This is a genomic window from Streptomyces hokutonensis (assembly GCF_042751305.1).
GTDB lineage: Bacteria > Actinomycetota > Actinomycetes > Streptomycetales > Streptomycetaceae > Streptomyces > Streptomyces hokutonensis_A.
The window spans coordinates 649426-666261 of the sequence record NZ_JBHYWD010000001.1 but is presented as its reverse complement, the minus strand read 5'-3'; the positions used below and the strand labels follow the sequence as shown (position 1 = coordinate 666261).

Annotated in this window: 18 protein-coding genes and 2 pseudogenes; 14 read left to right on the top strand and 6 right to left on the bottom strand. The window is 68.4% G+C overall.

Translation table 11 applies throughout. The features are described 5' to 3' along the window. The first annotated feature begins 240 nt into the window (after nucleotides 1–240). The 4 genes from ACFXC1_RS03045 to ACFXC1_RS03030 all read left to right on the top strand — a co-directional run bounded on the left by ACFXC1_RS03045 (nucleotide 241) and on the right by ACFXC1_RS03030 (nucleotide 3993). Nucleotides 241–669 carry a hypothetical protein gene (locus ACFXC1_RS03045; protein ID WP_381237962.1) on the top strand — a complete coding sequence of 143 codons (429 nt, stop codon included), beginning with the start codon at nucleotides 241–243 and terminating at the stop codon, nucleotides 667–669. Between the two features lie 360 nt (nucleotides 670–1029). Beyond that, nucleotides 1030–1458, top strand: coding sequence for a hypothetical protein (locus ACFXC1_RS03040; protein WP_381237960.1), 429 nt, complete (start codon nucleotides 1030–1032; stop codon nucleotides 1456–1458). Between the two features lie 127 nt (nucleotides 1459–1585). After that, nucleotides 1586–2740, top strand: coding sequence for a PLP-dependent cysteine synthase family protein (locus tag ACFXC1_RS03035; protein ID WP_381237957.1), 1155 nt, complete (start codon nucleotides 1586–1588; stop codon nucleotides 2738–2740). After that, the gene (locus ACFXC1_RS03030) at nucleotides 2737–3993 is read left to right on the top strand and encodes an MFS transporter (protein WP_381237954.1); all 1257 of its coding nucleotides are present in this window, start codon (nucleotides 2737–2739) and stop codon (nucleotides 3991–3993) included. The genes ACFXC1_RS03035 and ACFXC1_RS03030 overlap by 4 nt, the downstream gene beginning before the upstream one ends. Nucleotides 3994–4096: 103 nt before the next feature. On the opposite strand, the gene ACFXC1_RS03025 is transcribed toward ACFXC1_RS03030, so the two are convergent. After that, nucleotides 4097–4729 (bottom strand): DUF305 domain-containing protein, encoded by a 633-nt coding sequence (locus tag ACFXC1_RS03025; protein WP_381237951.1) that lies wholly within the window; start codon nucleotides 4727–4729, stop codon nucleotides 4097–4099. Next, the gene (locus tag ACFXC1_RS03020; RefSeq protein WP_381237948.1) at nucleotides 4726–5226 is read right to left on the bottom strand and encodes a DUF6153 family protein; all 501 of its coding nucleotides are present in this window, start codon (nucleotides 5224–5226) and stop codon (nucleotides 4726–4728) included. Before ACFXC1_RS03020 ends, ACFXC1_RS03025 begins: the two co-directional genes overlap by 4 nt. 256 nt (nucleotides 5227–5482) lie before the next feature. On the opposite strand from ACFXC1_RS03020, the gene ACFXC1_RS03015 reads away from it, so the two are divergent. The 6 genes and pseudogenes from ACFXC1_RS03015 to ACFXC1_RS02990 all read left to right on the top strand — a co-directional run bounded on the left by ACFXC1_RS03015 (nucleotide 5483) and on the right by ACFXC1_RS02990 (nucleotide 9307). Continuing rightward, nucleotides 5483–5851 carry a BlaI/MecI/CopY family transcriptional regulator gene (locus tag ACFXC1_RS03015; protein WP_381237945.1) on the top strand — a complete coding sequence of 123 codons (369 nt, stop codon included), beginning with the start codon at nucleotides 5483–5485 and terminating at the stop codon, nucleotides 5849–5851. Continuing rightward, nucleotides 5848–6759 (top strand): M56 family metallopeptidase, encoded by a 912-nt coding sequence (locus ACFXC1_RS03010; RefSeq protein WP_381237942.1) that lies wholly within the window; start codon nucleotides 5848–5850, stop codon nucleotides 6757–6759. The genes ACFXC1_RS03015 and ACFXC1_RS03010 overlap by 4 nt, the downstream gene beginning before the upstream one ends. Nucleotides 6760–6989: 230 nt before the next feature. Continuing rightward, nucleotides 6990–7187, top strand: a complete 198-nt coding sequence (locus ACFXC1_RS03005; RefSeq protein WP_381237940.1) for a hypothetical protein — start codon at nucleotides 6990–6992, stop codon at nucleotides 7185–7187. Between the two features lie 22 nt (nucleotides 7188–7209). Next, nucleotides 7210–7386 carry a hypothetical protein gene (locus ACFXC1_RS03000; RefSeq protein WP_381237938.1) on the top strand — a complete coding sequence of 59 codons (177 nt, stop codon included), beginning with the start codon at nucleotides 7210–7212 and terminating at the stop codon, nucleotides 7384–7386. A 141-nt stretch (nucleotides 7387–7527) separates the two neighbouring features. After that, nucleotides 7528–8088, top strand: a complete 561-nt coding sequence (locus ACFXC1_RS02995; protein ID WP_381237936.1) for a hypothetical protein — start codon at nucleotides 7528–7530, stop codon at nucleotides 8086–8088. 129 nt (nucleotides 8089–8217) lie between these two features. Next, nucleotides 8218–9307, top strand: a pseudogene (locus ACFXC1_RS02990) (IS701 family transposase). A 175-nt stretch (nucleotides 9308–9482) separates the two neighbouring features. On the opposite strand, the gene ACFXC1_RS02985 reads toward ACFXC1_RS02990, so the two are convergent. After that, nucleotides 9483–9704 carry a hypothetical protein gene (locus tag ACFXC1_RS02985; RefSeq protein ID WP_381237931.1) on the bottom strand — a complete coding sequence of 74 codons (222 nt, stop codon included), beginning with the start codon at nucleotides 9702–9704 and terminating at the stop codon, nucleotides 9483–9485. A gap of 472 nt (nucleotides 9705–10176) precedes the next feature. Between ACFXC1_RS02985 and ACFXC1_RS02980 the strand changes: the two genes are divergently transcribed. Then, nucleotides 10177–11208 (top strand): C40 family peptidase, encoded by a 1032-nt coding sequence (locus tag ACFXC1_RS02980; protein ID WP_381237928.1) that lies wholly within the window; start codon nucleotides 10177–10179, stop codon nucleotides 11206–11208. Nucleotides 11209–11601: 393 nt separating this feature from the next. Further along, complete coding sequence (locus tag ACFXC1_RS02975) at nucleotides 11602–12411, top strand: C40 family peptidase (protein ID WP_381237925.1); 810 nt, start codon at nucleotides 11602–11604, stop codon at nucleotides 12409–12411. Nucleotides 12412–12691: 280 nt separating this feature from the next. Here ACFXC1_RS02975 and ACFXC1_RS02970 read toward each other — a convergent pair whose 3' ends face one another. Together ACFXC1_RS02970 and ACFXC1_RS02965 are read right to left on the bottom strand one after the other, a co-directional pair. Continuing rightward, nucleotides 12692–14341, bottom strand: a complete 1650-nt coding sequence (locus ACFXC1_RS02970; protein WP_381237922.1) for a multicopper oxidase family protein — start codon at nucleotides 14339–14341, stop codon at nucleotides 12692–12694. Between the two features lie 75 nt (nucleotides 14342–14416). Continuing rightward, nucleotides 14417–14857, bottom strand: coding sequence for a hypothetical protein (locus ACFXC1_RS02965; RefSeq protein WP_381237919.1), 441 nt, complete (start codon nucleotides 14855–14857; stop codon nucleotides 14417–14419). Nucleotides 14858–15151: 294 nt separating this feature from the next. On the opposite strand from ACFXC1_RS02965, the gene ACFXC1_RS02960 reads away from it, so the two are divergent. Further along, on the top strand, nucleotides 15152–15388 hold the full coding sequence (locus ACFXC1_RS02960) for a L,D-transpeptidase (protein ID WP_381237916.1): 237 nt from the start codon (nucleotides 15152–15154) through the stop codon (nucleotides 15386–15388). A 116-nt stretch (nucleotides 15389–15504) separates the two neighbouring features. Further along, nucleotides 15505–15636, top strand: a complete 132-nt coding sequence (locus tag ACFXC1_RS02955) for a hypothetical protein (protein WP_381237913.1) — start codon at nucleotides 15505–15507, stop codon at nucleotides 15634–15636. Nucleotides 15637–15821: 185 nt separating this feature from the next. On the opposite strand, the pseudogene ACFXC1_RS02950 reads toward ACFXC1_RS02955, so the two are convergent. Next, nucleotides 15822–16725: pseudogene (locus tag ACFXC1_RS02950) on the bottom strand (UTP--glucose-1-phosphate uridylyltransferase). Between the last annotated feature and the right edge of the window lie 111 nt (nucleotides 16726–16836).

The following is a 16836-nucleotide window of genomic DNA, read 5'->3' as shown; positions in this document are numbered from 1 at the left end:
CACGGCCGAACGTGCCACTGCGGTGAGTGGGCACAACCCTCCCCGACTGTTTCGAGTCGAACCTCCCGGGGAGTCGATGATGGGCAGGTCCTGGGAAGCCGGGCAACGGGCGTGGGGCCTGGCGGCCTTGGCGCTGCTCCTCGTCCTCGGCGGAGCTGCCGTGCTCGCGGTGCCCTGCCGCCACAGCCTTTCCACCGTGCGAGCCTACGAGGCCGCACCAAAGACCTGGGCATCCCTGCCGTGGTCGGAAAGCTGGAGGACTACTCCAACGGTCGTGGCGGCCACTACTGGCTGGAGGTCACGGGTCCCCCGTCGGTATCCGGCAGGATCAGCCTTGACGACTCCGGCCCCGTGCTGTCGAGGCTGCGTAAGGGCGACCGCATCGGAGTGGTCGTCTGGCACGGCCGCCGCACCGACATCACCTTCGACGGGCGCGTTCAGCAGACGGTCGAGGCGCCGACGACGAATCCGGGTCTCTGGCTCGGCGTCGGCCTGAGCATGCCGGCCGGCGGGGTGCTCGCGCTGTACACCGCCGTTCGGCTGCGCCGTGGGACGCATGAGCCGGCCCGGCGCCGCGCCGCAGAGAGGTTCCCGCTCACCGGCAAGCTGATCGCCGGAGCCCTTGTGGTCACCGTCGTCTCCGGCATCGCCGCTTCCGGCGAACACTAGAGCGAACCGCTGGAATTCGTCGGCACCTGGCTGGCCTTCGCCTTCATCGGCCTCGCCTTGTGGGCGGTGGAGCACCGGATCCGGAACCGACGGCCCGGCTGACGGTCCCGGTGCAAGTCGGTCCCCTGGGCCACGTGAAGATGGGTCGAGGTACGGCGCAGGATGCGGGACTGTGTCCGGGGCCCGCTGGGGCTGGCCGGCCGCAAGAACAGCTGGCAGCCGGCCGAGCACACCGGCCACAACGGCCCCCGCTCCGGCTTGCAAGGAAGGCGCCTGGCGGACGCGAGCCTTGCGTGAGTGCGCGTCGGCCACACCTCCCTAAACGCACTTTATGTACATGATCGACTACCTTTTGTGTTGATGAAGGTCTGGTCGGTACGCCGCAACATCCGCCCCGGGGCACGAACCGGGGCGGCCCTCGTGGTGTTGCTGGCCGCGCTGATGCACCTGCTGGCGTGTGCCCATGGCCCCGGCCCGGCGGGTGCCGACGCCATCCGCGTCGTCTCCGCCGCCTCTCTGGGCCAGTCCTCCGAGTCGGCTGACGAAGCGTCCGCCGAGGGACAGGATCCCGGCGAAGGTGGCGGGCACCACTGCTCGAACCTGGATGAGCCGACGACGCAGCCGCCGCGTGACATCACTCCGCTCGCCGTAGCGGTCGCTCATGTGCTGCCCGCCGAAGGTATCGACGCGCTGTCCGGAGGCGCGCAGAAGCGACCACCACGGTTCCCGGATCCCGCAGCGTCCTCCGTCGAGCAGGAACGGTCCCAACTGGGCGTGTGGCGGACCTGATCGCCGCCTGAGCCGCAGCCCTGGACAGCACCCGCACGTCTGGCAACGGCTCCCGATCAGTCCAGCCTCCTTCCACCACTCAACGGCCGGCAGCCGCTGACGCCGCCGGCCGCGGGAGAAGCACGCCATGAACCAGACCACCCCCACGCCAGGCCTGACCTCGCCCGCCCAGCTCCTCGCCGACGCCAAGCGCCCGACGCTCACCCCGGCCGGACTGGTCGGCGGCACCCCCGTCCTGTGGATCGGCACCCCCTTCACAGCCGACGGCCGCGGCTTCTGGGCCAAGCTCGAAGGCCACAACCCCGGCGGCATCAAGGACCGCACCGCCCTGCACATGGTGCGAGCCGCCCACGAACGCGGACAACTGTTGCCCGGGGCCCGCATCGTCGAGTCCACCTCCGGCACCCTCGGCCTCGGCCTGGCCCTCGCCGGTGCCACGTACGGCCATCCGGTCACCGTCGTCACCGACCCCGGCATGGAACCCCTGATGACGGGACTGCTCACCGCGTACGGCGTCGAGGTCCACCTCGTCGACACCCCGCACCCCACCGGAGGCTGGCAGGAAGCCCGCCGCCGACGCGTCGAGGAACTCCTCGCCGCACACCCCGACACCTGGTGTCCCGACCAGTACAACAACCCCGACAACGTGGCCGCCTACGCCCCACTCGCCCACGAACTCATCGCCCAGCTCGGCCGGATCGACACGCTCGTCGTCTCCGTCGGCACCGGCGGCCACTCGGCCGGCATCGCCTCCGTCCTGCGCGGATACTTCCCCCACCTGCGAGTGGTCGGCGTGGACACCACCGGCTCGACCATCTTCGGCCAGCCCCCGGCGACCCGTCTGATGCGCGGACTGGGCAGCAGCATCTACCCCCGCAACGTCGCCTACGACCTGTTCGACGAGGTCCACTGGATCGGCGCGCCCGAGTCCGTGTGGGCCGCGCGCCAACTCGCCCGGCACCACTACGCCACCGGCGGCTGGAGCGTCGGAGCAGTCGCGCTCGTCGCCCGCTGGCTGGCCCGCACCCAGCCTGCCGAGGACCGGATCATCGCCGTCTTCCCCGACGGCCCGCAACGCTACGTCGGCACGGTCTTCGACGACATCTACTGCCACGAACACGGCCTCCTGGGCCACCTGCCCGCAGACGACCCGGACGAGATCGCCCACCCCGGCGACCGGACCGTCACCCGCTGGACGCGCTGCACCCGCATCATCGACCCCCTCGCCACGGCTGGCCGAAGGGACGTCAACTCCGGCGCCCTGGCAGGAGCTGCCCGATGAACAACACCCTGTGGCGGCAGACCCGCTCCTTCCCGCCCGCCGCGCGGATGTTGATGGCCAACCAGTTCGCCATCAACCTCGCCTTCTACATGCTCATGCCCTACCTCGCCGCCCACCTCTCCGGCGAACTCGGCCTGGCGGCCTGGGCGATCGGACTCGTCCTGGGCGTACGCAACTTCTCCCAGCAGGGCATGTTCCTCGTCGGCGGCACCATCGCCGACCGCTTCGGCTACAAGTTCCCGATCATGGCCGGCTGTCTGTTGCGCACGGTCGGCTTCGGCCTTCTCGGGTGGGTCGACAACCTCCCCGCCCTCATCGTCGCCTCCGCGGCCACCGGCTTCGCGGGCGCCCTGTTCAACCCCGCCGTCCGCGCCTACCTCGCCGCCGAAGCCGGTGAGCGACGCGTCGACGCCTTCGCCACCTTCAACGTCTACTACCAGGCCGGCATGCTGCTGGGCCCGCTCGTCGGACTCGCCCTGCTGGCCGCCGACTTCCGCCTCGTCTGCACGGTCGCCGCCGCGATCTTCGCCGCACTGACCGTGATGCAGTGGCACGCACTGCCCGCACGTCGCGGCGACTCCACGGCGTCGACGCCGGGCGGCGTGCTGGGTCAGTGGCGCACGGTTGTGGCCAACCGGCCCTTCCTGCTTTTCGCCGTCGCGATGATCGGCTCGTACGTACTGACCTTCCAGGTCTACCTGGCACTGCCCCTGGCCGCGGCGAACGCCCTGGGATCCAAGGGGACTTGGGCGACGAGCGGACTGTTCGTCGTCTCGGCGGCCGTCGCTGTCCTGGGTCAGCTCCGGCTCACCGGCTGGGCAGAAAAAAGGTGGAGCCCCGCGCAGGCACTGGTCCGAGGACTGGCCGCGATGGGCCTCGCCTTCCTGCCCTTGGCCCTCACTCCACCGGACGCCACCGCCGCTGTCGTCACCGCACTGGTGATGGCGGTGGCGCTGCTCGCGGCCGGAAGTGCAGTGGTCTACCCGTTCGAGATGGACACCGTCGTCACGCTCTCCGACAACCGCCTCGTCGCCACCCACTACGGCCTCTACAACACCGTCTCCGGCCTCGGCATCACCCTCGGCAACCTGGCCACCGGCGCCCTCTGGGACTTCGCCGAACGGCACAAGGCTCTCTGGCTGACGTGGTGCGCGCTGACCGTCACCGGGTTCGTGTGCGCCGCCTCCGTCGCCGCTCTAGCCCGCAGCGGACGCCTGACTGTGCGCAAGGAACCTCAACCCGCCCCCGTCTGACGCCTCAAGTGGAAGGCCGACCGGACCTCTGCGACCCGGTGAGCGGGCGGAAAGGTGTGGCCGACCGGCCTCCCGGTCGGCCACACCCACTCCTGCCGATACGTCAGCTTTTGCCGAGCATCTTGTTCATTTCCTTGATTTCGGCAGCCTGGGCCGTGATCACGTCATCCGCGAGCTTGGTGGCGGGAGCGTACCTGCCGTCGGCCTTCTCGGCCGTGGCCATCGTGATGGCGCCCTGGTGGTGCTGGACCATGATGTCGAGGAACATCTTGTCGAACTCGGTGCCGGAGACCTTCTTCAGCTCGTGCATGTCGTCGCTGCTCATCATTCCAGAGATGGAGGACGACATGTCGTGGCTCATGCCGGACATGTCCGCGGGGATCTCCTCACCCCATGACGTGAGCCAGCCGGACATCGTCTTGATCTCCGGGTCCTGCGCCCCCTTGATCTTCGTGGCGAGGTCCTTGACCTCCTGCGAGGAGGCGCGGCTGTCAGCGAGATCGGCCAAATCGATGGCCTGACGGTGGTGCTGGATCATTTCCTTGGAGAACGAGACGTCAGCGGCGTTGTGGGCGCCGGCCTTCGCCGAGGCGGTCGCGGACGGGCTGGAGTCGGAGTTCATCGACCCCATGTCGTGACCACCGCTGCCGCCGCCACAGGCGGTCAGCACGAGAGCGGCCGCAACGGCGGGCAGAGCGAGGGCGGTACGACGGATGAGCTTGCTGTGGGCGGTCATGGTTGAGCTCCTGTGTTCGGATCCGTAAAGGGCATGCCGAGGCACGGCGCCGCATCAGCGGGGCGGGCGGCGACGCGCGGGACGGTCCAGATCCGCAGGAGTTGGAGTTCGGAGAGGGAGGGCGGGGCCCGGCCGCCGTCAGGGCCGCTGCCGAACGGCGAGGTACCTACGTCCGCCGGCTCGAAGCACTCCACTACATCGGGCAGCAGTACCGGCACCAACACAGGGGCCCCGGCGACGGACGCGGACGCAGAGGTCGGGTCCGCATGACCGACATGGCCCGTGCAGCCGCCGTCGCCCGGATCGCATTCGTCCGGCATGGAGGCCATGACATCCGTGTGCGCGGACGCCGCCATCCCGCCATGCCCGGAGTCAAAGGCCGCAGGCACCGGCCCCAGACCGTGCGTGCCGATCAGGCCGAACAGCAAGGCGCACACGAGCAACTCGCAGAACCGCAACGTCCGTTGCGGTCGGGCGAGCTGTGCGGAGCCTGCCACGCCTCCATCGTAGGCATGAACCACCGGCCCCTTGCATCCCGCACATCACTGGAATACCCGCGGACGGGCGGTACCCGCCCATGGTATTGAGGCTTCCCAACAAGGAGGAACCCGTGCCCGACGTACTGACGACCCGGTACTACGTGTCCGGCATGACGTGCGGCCACTGCGAGAACGCCGTGGGATCCGCGCAAGCCCCACAGGCCAGCCGTCTACTATGTGCTTGCGTATTCGGTGGCGAAAGGGAGTCAGTGCCATGCGACGGCTGGGGGACCTTGAGGCGGAGATCATGGATCGTTTCTGGACGTGGAACCGTCCGGCGACGGTGCGTGAGGTCGTCGACGACATCAACAAGACCCGTCCGGTCGCCTACACCACCGTGATGACCGTCACCAACATCCTGTACAACAAGGGCTGGCTGCTGCGCGGCAAGCATGGTCGCGCATGGCTGTACTCGCCGGTCCGCAGCCGTGAGGCCTACTCGGCCGCACTCATGGAGGACGGTTTGGGCGAGAGCAAGGACCGCCCGGCCGCGCTGGTCCACTTCGTCGAGAACATGTCCGAGGAAGAGGTCGCCGCCCTGCGCAGGGCCCTGCGGAACGTGAGCCGACAGGCGAAGCCGTGAACGCGGTCCCCGCCCTGGTCGCCTACACGGCAGCGGTGGGGTTCGCAGCCCCGCACGTGCTGCTGCGCGGCAGCTGGACGCACCGGGCCCCCGCCCTGGCCGCGGCGGTGTGGCACGCGCTGGCGGTCTCGTTCTCGATCGCCACCGCGCTCACCGCGGCCACCCTGGCCACGCCAACCGAGCATCTGCACGCGGGACTCCTGGGCCTGCTGCACAACTGTGGACTGACCGAGGGCGCGAAACAGCCCAGTCCCGACACCGCCGACCGGCTGGCCGTCGGCCTCCCGGTGGCTATCGGGATCGCCCTCGGCGCTAGCTTCGCCTTCCACGTCGTGCGAGCCCGTCGGGCGCGGACACAACACCGGGAAGCCGTGGACCTGGTGGGGCGCCACTCGGCCCGCCTGTGCGCCACCGTCCTGCCGTACGACATCCCGGCCGTCTACTGCCTGCCCGGCCGTCACCCCCGGATCGTGATCAGCGACGCGGCGGTACGCCAGCTGACGCCCGACCAACTCGGCGCCGTCCTGGAACACGAGCAGGCCCACATCGCCGGCCGCCACCACCTGGTCCTCGCCGCTGTCGAGGCGTTCCACACGGTCTTCCCATGGGTGCCGCTCGCCCGCCACGCCCGGGAGCAGACGGCACTGCTGCTGGAGATGATCGCCGACGACCGGGCGCTGCGCCGTCACTCCCACGAGGTGCTGGCCACCGCCATGTACGAGATGGCCGCGGCGCGCGCCCCGAAGGGTGCCCTCGCCGCGGGTGGCCACACGGTACTCATCCGCCTGCAGCGGGTCCTCGGTCCACGCAGGACCGCGCACCCCGTCCTGTGGGGATCCGTGGCCGCCGCGGCTTTGGTGGTCCCGCTGCTGCCGCTGTTGGTCGCCTGCCCGCCCGGCCTCGGCTGACCCGCTCAGCAGCCTTGACCGACAGGCCGGGTGCGTGATCACTGTGCCTCAGACCCGATTGCGACACGAACTAGGAATCTACTAAGTTCTCACCGACATCCCGCCGCCGCCGGTGGCACCGACCCGACGGCCGGAACCACCCGGTCGCACACGGATCGCCACCCTCGGCGTAGCGACCGGCGCCATGAGCCGCCTGCCACCGCAGAGCCAGTCGGCGCCGGAGCCCCTCGGTGGACGATGTGCGCGAGCGGGTGGAGAAGCCCTACGCGGAGACCGAGACTCCCACCGAGGAGTGCAACGGCATCCGCGAGAACCAGAAGAACCCGCTCCCAGAGGTCGACGGCGCGCACGACTGCGGCCCCAAGCAGCAGGAGATCAACGAACCGCCCGGGAAAAAGGGCCGTTGGCGGCCTGAGCAGCGCGGATGACGGCAGGACGCGGCAGCAGCTCATGGTCGCGCCCGGCGGGCAACCCGACGTGCTCCCTCCGGTCCCGGCCGCAGCACGGGTCGCGGACCTGAAGGTGCGGCACCTGCCGTACTGCGAACTCCAGGCCAACCGGGAGGCGATCGTGCGGTTCGGCAAGGGACCGCACCTCATCGAGGCCCTGGCCCGCGCCCCGGATTGAGGCGACTCGACGGCGACCCGCCGATCGGGCGCGCGATCAAGAGTCAAGACTGGGTCATGTGGCATCAGCGCCTGAGCGGAACGGAGTTGCCCGACGTACTAAGTGAGTAAGTAGAACCAGCCCCCGACGAAGGGAAACGCCGTGATCCGGCAACGTATCGTCCTCGCCGCGGCCACAGGGCTCGCCTCGACGCTCCTGCTGGCGGCGTGCGGCGGCTCGAAGGACAGCTCCTCGAGTTCGAGCCCAGCCAACGTCGCTCCGGTCACCACGGCCACCTCGGCTCCCGCGACGTCGACACCGGCCGCCACGGGTGACTCCGCCAGCGGACACATGGCCACCACGACCATGCTGATGGCCAAGACAGTCCAGGGCATGGGCAGCGTGGTCACCGACGACAAGGGGATGACCCTCTACCGCTACGACATGGACAAGCCGACCCCGTCCATGTCGATGTGTACCGGTGACTGCGCGAAGACCTGGATGCCGGTAATGGCACAGGACTCCGTCCAGACGATGGGGGTGGAAGAGAGCCTCCTCGGCTCCGTCGACCGCTCGGACGGCATGAAGCAGCTCACCCTTGGGGGCTGGCCGCTGTACCGGTACATGGGCGACACGAAGGCCGGACAGATGAACGGCCAGGCCAAGGAAAAGATGTGGTTCGCCGTCACCCCGTCCGGCAAGAAGTCGACCATGACAGGCTGAGCGAAGTTCCGCGGCCTCGGGGCGTGCGCTGCACGAGTCAACAGACGACCGTCCGCCACTCAATGGCGACGGAGCTCCTGCCGAAGAGTCGGCAGAAGCTCCGTACTGTGCGGCGATCCCGCCCCACCGGTGTCGCGCTCCCCCGGCCCGGGCCGCTTGACGACGGTCGTCCAGTCCGGCGACTGGGCGAGGGAGTGTCTGCGGGGCCTGCTTGCGCCGTTGGAGCGCAAGAACGGCTGGACCGTTGGCCGAGCAGGCCAGTGAGCTGTGCCCGGACGGTATGCAGCGGTTGCTCAACCAGGCCGACCGGGATGCGGATGCGGTCCGTGACGAGGTTCGTGGTGGTTTCGTACTGGAGCATCTGGGCGCCGAGGACGGTGTGCTGGCCGTGGACGAGACCGGGTTCATCAAGAAGGGCACCCGGTCGGCCGGTGTGCAGCGGCAGTACACCGGCACCTCCGGGAAGATCGACAACTGCCAGGTGGGGGTGTTCCTGGCCTACGCCTCCACGAGGGGGCGGGTGTTGATCGACCGGGAGTTGTACCTGCCGACCTCCTGGATGGAGGATCCGGCCCGCCGGGCGGACGCGAGGGTCGGCGACGAGGTCACCTTCCGCACCAAGCCCGCGCTGGCCCGCGCGATGCTGGAGCGGGCGGTTGCCGCGAAGGTGCCGTTTCGCTGGGTGACCGGCGACGAGGTCTACGGCCAGGACCCCGTCCTGCGCGGCTGGCTGGCCGGGCAGCGCCTGAGCCACGTGCTGGCGATCGCCTGCAAGCACCAGTACGGGCCGCGCGGGCAGAACGCCCGCACCGATTCGGCGATCCTGCCGGAGCACGCCCGGGAGATCCGCTCGGCCGGGGAGGGTGCCCACGGTCTGCGTGAATACGCCTGGGCCCTGGTCCCGCTTCCCGGGGCGAGTGATGACGGCTTCGAAGACGCCCTACTGATCCGCCGCAGCCTCGCCGACGGTGAGCGCGCCTGCTACCTCACCCACACGCCGGCGGGTACCGCGACGGCGGAGATTGCGCGGGCCGCCGGCGCTCGTTGGGCGATCGAGGAGTGCTTCCAGGCCGCGAAGAACGAAGCCGGCCTGGATCACTACCAGGTCCGTCACTACCCGGCCTGGTACCGACCTATCACCCTGGCCACGGCCGCCGCCGCCCACCTGACCCCCTTGCGGGCTGCCACCGCCGAAAAGGGGGAGGCAACCGCGACCTGATCCGACTGAGCGTGAACGAAATCCGCCGCTTGCTGAGCAGACTCCCCCACGGCGTCCGGCACGAGGCCGGACACATCCTGCACTGGTCACGCTGGCGCCGCCGCCATCAACACCGCGCCCGCCTCAGCCACTACCGCCGCCGAGGCCACCGACCTCCGTAACTCCACCTGCCCTATCAGCACGCATTGCGCGGATGCCGGCGCGCCGTCCGTTCGTTGCCGCGCCGGTAGTTACCCGTCCAGCGGGCCATCACCAGCTGTGGATCCCCATCCGCTACCTCCCGTACGAACTGTGCCTTCCGGCTCCCGCGCAGTACCGTCGCCACGCGGCCTCGGTGCAGGATCACTACGGAGCCGTCGCCCCGTCCCTCGTATGTAAATCCCTGTGCTGCCGCCACCCGGCCCCCTTCGACATAGAGGACCAGGGTGCCGACTGCCTGGTCTTCGCGCGAACCGTTTTCCGGCGCTGCCGATTGGGTGACGTCACGGGTGACGAGTTACGGCCACTCGGTGGCCGAGCTCGACACGCCGCATGCCCGCCCTCAGGCCGCCGCAGCAGCCACCGGCACCCGTAACTGCGGCTGCAGTATTAGGCACCGATCACAGCAAACACGCAAGACGCCCCGATTCGCGAACCCCGTCACGCGGCGCATCGTCACCACGCCAGCGCCTCAGGCGAGTTGAACGGGCAGATTGCAGCCGGGGACAAGAAGGCCCCCGCGAGGATTTGAACTACTCGTAAGAAGGTTAGTAGATTCTGGCTTCGAACCTCCGCTCAGGTGTTCACTCATGAGGAGTGACGGCGGAGGGTCCCGCCCTCCGGCACGTTGGCAGGCGGCTGAAGGAAGAAGGAAGAAGGAGCTCGCCTCTATGGCGTCACACCGTCGACCAAAGCAGCCGAGCCGCACCCGCGTGACCGTCCTCACCGCGACCGCCGCAGCAGCCGTGGCCCTGACGTCCCAGGCCGCCCAGGCCGCACCGAAACCGAGCAAGGACCAGGTCAAGGCGAAGACCGACACCCTCTACGAGCAGGCGGAGAAGGCCACCGAGGAATACGACGGGGCCAAGGACAAGCAGAAGAAGCTCGAGAAGGAGATAGCCGATCTCCAGGACAAGGTCGCGCGCGGCCAGAGCGACCTGAACACCCTGCGAGACGGCCTCGGCTCGCTGGCCAGCGCCCAGTACCGGACCGGCGGCATCGACCCGTCGGTCCAGCTCTTCCTCTCCTCCGACCCGGACGACTACCTCGACAAGGCGTCCACACTCGACCAGCTGAGCGCCCAGCAGATCGAGCAGTTGAAGAAGGTCCAAGCGAAGCAACGCGCACTCGCCCAACAGCGCCAGGAAGCCGCCACCAAGCTCAAGGACCTCGCGGACACCCGCACAGAGTTGGGCAAGAAGAAGAAAGAGGTCCAGGCGAAGCTCGGCCAGGCGCAGAAGCTCCTCAACACCCTGACCACCCAGGAGAAGGCGACGTTGGCCGCAAAGGAGGAACGAGCCAGCCGCGACAGCGCACGCAGCGTGCTCAGCGACGCGAAGCCGGCCTCCGGCCGGGCGGGTGCCGCCTTCCAGGCCGCACAGACCAAGATCGGCACGCCGTACGTGTACGGTGCCTCCGGCCCCAGCTCCTTCGACTGCTCGGGCCTCACCTCCTGGGCGTACGCGCAGGCCGGTGTCTCCATACCGCGCACGTCGCAGGAGCAAGCCAACATCGGTACGCGTATCTACTCACAGAGCGATCTCCAGGTAGGTGACCTGGTGTTCTTCTTCGGCGATCTGCATCACGTCGGCCTCTACGCAGGCAACGGGCAGATCCTGCACGCCCCCCGGACGGGCACGGTCGTCCGGTACGAGTCGATGAGCACTATCGGCGGCGCGTTCGAGTTCGGGGTCCGGGTCTGATCCAGGTTCGCTTGCAAGGGCGTACAGGTCTGTCGGGTTCCCACCGCTGCTGTCGACCGCTCCAGAGAGGCCCGCCAACCGATGAGCCCACCCGGCGACCGAACGTCTCCACAATTCACGGCCACAACAAGCTGCAATTCGTGACCTGCGTCACACGACCCTCGCGCTCAAGGGAACCAGGCCTGGCCACCAACCCTGGCCAGCGACAAGGCAGTCGCAATTCGGACTTAACAACGAAGGTGCTTAGTTGAAGGCTTGCACGCGAGGCCCGCAATGACCGTTATGGCGCCAACAAGGTGCGACGCACCCGGAATTCGGGGTGCACGCTGGACACATGTGGCGCACCACACGTTCCTTGAAGATTCGGGGGAGACCCTGGTACCAGTTGTCCCCATGCCCCACACCGCTCAGATACCAAGCCACAGGAAGCCCAGCCGCAACACGTCGAGAATGGCAGTGCGGGCCGGAGTTGCCAGTGGCGTCCTCGGCACCCTGGCAATGGCCGGAGCGTCCGGCGCGGCGAACGCCTCCGAGCCGGTGACGCAGACCCTCGAACTGCCCACGCTCACCGCCGACTTGGCCGCTCAGGTCGCCCAGTCCGCGGACGCCACACAGCAGGCCGCCGCGCACTACGAACTGCAGGCGGAGCGCGATGCGGCCGCGGCCGGTGCCGCCAAGCAGGCCAAGGCGGACCTCGCCGACGCGCAGAGGAAGGCGGAGGCCAAGCAGAAGGCCGAGACGGCCCGCAAGGCCGCCGCCGAGCTGGCCACCTCCCGCAACACCGAGCGGACCACCCTGGCAACTTCCACGACCTCCAGCGCCTCGACGAGCTCGTCGACTGCCAATGGTTCGGCGGCCGCAGTCATCGCCTTCGCCAAGGCACAGATCGGCGATGCCTACGTGCTCGGCGCCACCGGCCCCAACTCCTGGGACTGCTCCAGCCTGCTCCAAGCCGCGTTCAAGCAGGCGGGCATCAGCCTCCCGAGGGTGTCGCAGGACCAGTCGACCGCGGGCACCCCGGTCTCGCTGAGCAACCTCCAGCCGGGCGACATCCTCTACTGGGGCTCCGCCGGCAGCGGCGCTTACCACGTGGCGCTCTACGTGGGCGGCGGCAACTTCGTAGGGGCTGAGAACCCGTCCACGGGCATCGTCGAAAGGCCCCTCTCCTGGGACCCGCCGACCGGGGCGGTACGCGTGCTCTGACGCGCGCCGATGTCACAACGGGCCACCTTCCCCGGACAATACTGCGTCCGGGGAAGGTGGCCCTCGCTCATGCTGAGGCAGCGCCGATGGCGTCCGACGTTGTCAAGTGTTACCGCGCCCGTCGATGGGCTGTGAACCAGCGGCTACGGTCGTCGCCGCGAACTCGCCGCCCGCCAGGGGGATTTCACGCCCGTCTCCTGGACTCAGCCTTCGTATACGCACGGATGCGGGCGCGCCCACCGCGAACCGATGAGCGCACCCAGGCGATGAGCGGAGAGCGTCAGGCCTTGTAGGCCACGTTCGCCATCATGCCGACCTCACCGTGGTACGCGTTGTGGCAGTGCAGCATCCACTGGCCCGGGTTGTCGGCGTCGAGGAACACGGACACCGTCTTCTTGGGGAGCACGATCGCGGTGTCCTTGCGCGGGCCGGAAGTGCCGAGCTGGTAGGTGTGGCCGTGCAGGTGCATCGGGTGCCACATCTCGGTCGTGTTGACGAAGTCGAGCCTTACGCGCTGGCCCTCCTCGATGACGATCGGGTACGCCTCGGGCTTCGCCATGTCGAACTGCTTGCCGTTGATGGACCAGTTGTACTTCATCATGTCGCCGGTCAGCTTGATCTGGTGCGTGACGTCGGTCTTGGCGGACTTGAGCCGCACGTCGTCGGCGGCCTGCAGCTGGGACGCCGTCATGATCATGCCGCTGAGTTCCCTCGGGCGGACCGTCGCTGAGGGCTTGCTCCCCGAGCCCGTGCGCACCAGGGCGAGGCCGCTGGCGTTCTTGCCCTCGGCCAGAGCGACGAGCGGGAAGACGCCGTCGCCGAGGGTGACGAGGACGTCGTACCGCTCCCCCATGCCTACCAGCAGGGCGTCCACCTCCTGGTGCCGGACCGGGAAGCCGTCGGTGTGGGTGATCGTCAGCTTGTGGCCGCCGAGGGCGACCCGGTAAGCGGTGTCCGAGCCGGCGTTGATGATCCGCAGGCGCACCTTCTTGCCGGGCTTGCCGGTGTAGACGTCGGGGTCGGCGGCCACCCGGCCGTTGATGAGGTGGTGCGGATACTTCACGTCGCCGGCGTCGCCGCCGAGCAGCGTGCTGGTGGCGCCCGTGAGCATGAACTTCTTGGACATGTCGCCGGACGAGGAGACCGAGGCGGACGGAGAGGCGGAACCGCCCATGTCCATCCCGCCCATGTCCCCCATGTTGCCCATGCCGGTATCCGAACTGCTGGGGCTCGCACTGCCACCCATGTCCATGCCGCCCATGTCACCCATATCGGCCATGTCGGCCATGCCGCGCTTGAGTTCGGCGAAGGCATCGTCGGGGGTGCCGGTGACGCCGTCGAGCCAGTCGTCGAGGAGGACGACCCACTCGTCGTCGTACGACAGCGGCTCCTTGGGGTCCTCGACGATCAGCGGGGCGTACAGGCCGCGGTCGAGCTGGACGCCGACGTGGGGGTGGAAGAAGTACGTGCCGGGGTCGGGGGCGATGAAGCTGTACGTGAAGGTGGAACCGGCCCGCACGGCGGTCTGGACGGCGGGCGGCACTCCGTCCATGTCGTTGCGCAGCGCGATGCCGTGCCAGTGGATCGACGTGGTGGTCTTGTTCGGGAGCTGGTTGGACAACTCGGCGATGAGAGTGTCACCGGCGGAGAGGCGGACCTCCTTGCCGGGGGTGCGGCCGTCGAAGGCCCAGGTCTTGGGCATGACCCCGCCACCCAGGTCGATCATCGCGGGTGCCGCGGTCAGGGCGACCTTCTTCCGCCGTCCCGTGGCTTTGCGCTTCATGTCGGCGGCGGTGACGGCCGAGGCGGTGGGACTGACCAGGGCGTTGCCACCGCCGGAGCCGGAGCCATTGGTACAGGCGGCAAGTACGCCTGCTCCGGCGGCTCCCAGGCCGGTGAGCAGGACGGAGCGTCGGTTGATGCTGTTCATTGCGTTGTGTCCTCTGTTTCGCAACTGCCGATGTGGTCACGGAGGGACGGCACATCGCGCGCCGTCCGGCGCGGCCTATAGGCGCAGTTGAGAGAGGACGGAGAGGTCTGGCGGAGCGCGGCCGATCAGTGCACCGGGTGTGCGTCCCGCCGCGGCCTGCCTCAGGTTCACCAGAGCGTCGAACGAGCTCTGGCCCGGTACGGCGAGCTCTACGGTGTCGACGCTCGCCGAGGTGCAGTGCTGCATGCCGGGCATGGCGCACCCGCCGTCTTCGACGTCGTGCGAGGAGTCGTCCGAGACCGACGTCGACGCATCGCCACCCATCACGTGTACAGCCTGTGCGGAACCCGGCATCACGTGCCCGGCATGGCCCGGCATCGACATGGACGAGGAGGTGCCCATCGCGGACGTCTCGTGGTGGACGAACACGGCCAGCGCAACGCAGAGGGTGAGGAACACCCCGTACGTCCAGCGGACGACTGTGCCGCCTCCGCTGTGTGCTGCCCGTATCGCCATGATCTCCACCTGTGTCGTGGTTACCGATCGCAGGAATCGACATCTTACCCCCGGGGGGTACCCGGATACTCACCCTTGGGTTCCCGACCCAGTGAGACTACGAAAATATTTAGTAGACCTCGGAGAAGTCTGACACACGTCACAATCGGACCGGCAGCGCGCCGACGCACGGGAACCGAAAGGGCCTCGATCATCTACGAACACACTTAGACCATTAGGTAAAGAAGAGGAGAAGGCAGGCACAAACGTCAATGCGCGCATGAACCTCGCGGGCGTTGCCGCGGGCGGCGGCGTGTGCGGCACTCAGCACTGCGTAGTGAACTGCACTATCGGCGACGCCGTGACCAGCACCTCGACGTCAACAAGAAGACCATGACGGTCGCGAAGAACGGCCGGACGCTGCGCACCCTGCAGATCTCCTCCGGCGAGAAGGGCTTCGAGACCTGGAACGGCACGGTGGTCGTGCTGGGCCAAGTCCCGACCATCCGCATGAACTCCTCAGCCGTCGGCATCTTCGGTCCCGAGGCGTAAAACCTCGGATCGGTGAAGTGGGACGTCCAGCTCACCCGTCCGGCACGTACGTCCACATGGCGCCGTAGAACACGGGCAAGTTCGGCGTGGTCACCGGAAGTCACGGCTGCATCGACATGAGCACGTGTGACGCCAACTGGTTCTACGACCAGGTCCACCTCGGCGACCCGGTCACCGTCTTCAACTCCGTCGACACAGTTGCAACCAACAATGGCTACGGCGACTGGAACGTCGACTGGACCACCTGAAAGAAGGGCAGCGCCGTGAGTTGAGGCGCCCGTTTCCGTGTACCCCAGCTCTGGCGACTCGTCAGGCCCCCACCTCCATCTGAAGGTCCACCCGGGCGGTGGCGCCCCCGTGGATCCGCTGGCCTGGAAAGGGAATCTGCAGATCCCCGGAGGCCATAGCGCATTGTCCGGTCTCCTCGCGGGGTTCAGCCGGACTGGTTCGTCCCGGCGTCGACGTCGAGGCCGTACGCGAGCCGGCGCAGTGCCGGGCCGTACTCGGGGTGGGTGAGGGCGTGGGCGAACTGGGCTTCGAGGTACGCCTGCGGGGAGCCGGTGTCGTACCAGGTACCGGCGATGACCTGCCCGTAGACCGGATTGGCGGAGGCGTAGGTGTGCAGGGCGTCGGAGAGGTAGATCTCCCCCTGCGGGTTGAGGTGCCAGCGGCGGGTCTGCTCCTCCAACTCGGCGACGATGCCTGGAGTGATCACGTATCCGCCGATCGCGGCGTACGGCGAAGGTGCATCCTTCGGCTTCGGCTTCTCCATACAGTCCGGAGATGCGTAGTCGGCCACCTCCGAGATCTTCCTTCACGACCGGGACGCCGTAGCGCGAGGCATCGGCGGGGTCCATCGGCATGAGCGCCAGGACGGGGGCGCCGGTGGCTTCGTACGCAGCCATGAGTTGCTGGGCACGGGGGACGTCGGCGACGAAGACGTCGTCCGCCCACAGGACCATGAACGGCTCGTCGCCGATGATGCGGGAGGCGTTGAGGATGGGGGTGCCGTTGCCGTACGGCCCGTTCTGGTGGATGAAGCTGACGTGCGCGGCCAGGTCGGAGAGTTCGCGCACGGTGTCGGCGAGTGCGTGTTTGTCCGTGGTCCGCAGTTGCAGCTCCATGTCGGTGTCGGGGGCGAAGTGCTGCTGGATCAGGGTCTTGCGGCTGGAGGTGACGATGGTGATGTCTCTGATCCCCGAGGCGACGAGCTCTCGCACTGTGTGCTCGATCACCGGCTTGTCGCCGATGGGAAGCATCTCCTTGGGCAGGGCCTTGGTCAGCGGGAGGAGGCGGCTGCCCAGGCCGGCGACCGGGATCACAGCTTTGCGGATCATGGGATTCCTATCGGGTTCGACGGGGTGAGTGTGTGCCCAACGGGGCGAGCCGGCCGGGCAGTTGGCGTCACCGATGGCATTTGGCGGCGCGGTGAGAAGTCGGGGGACTCG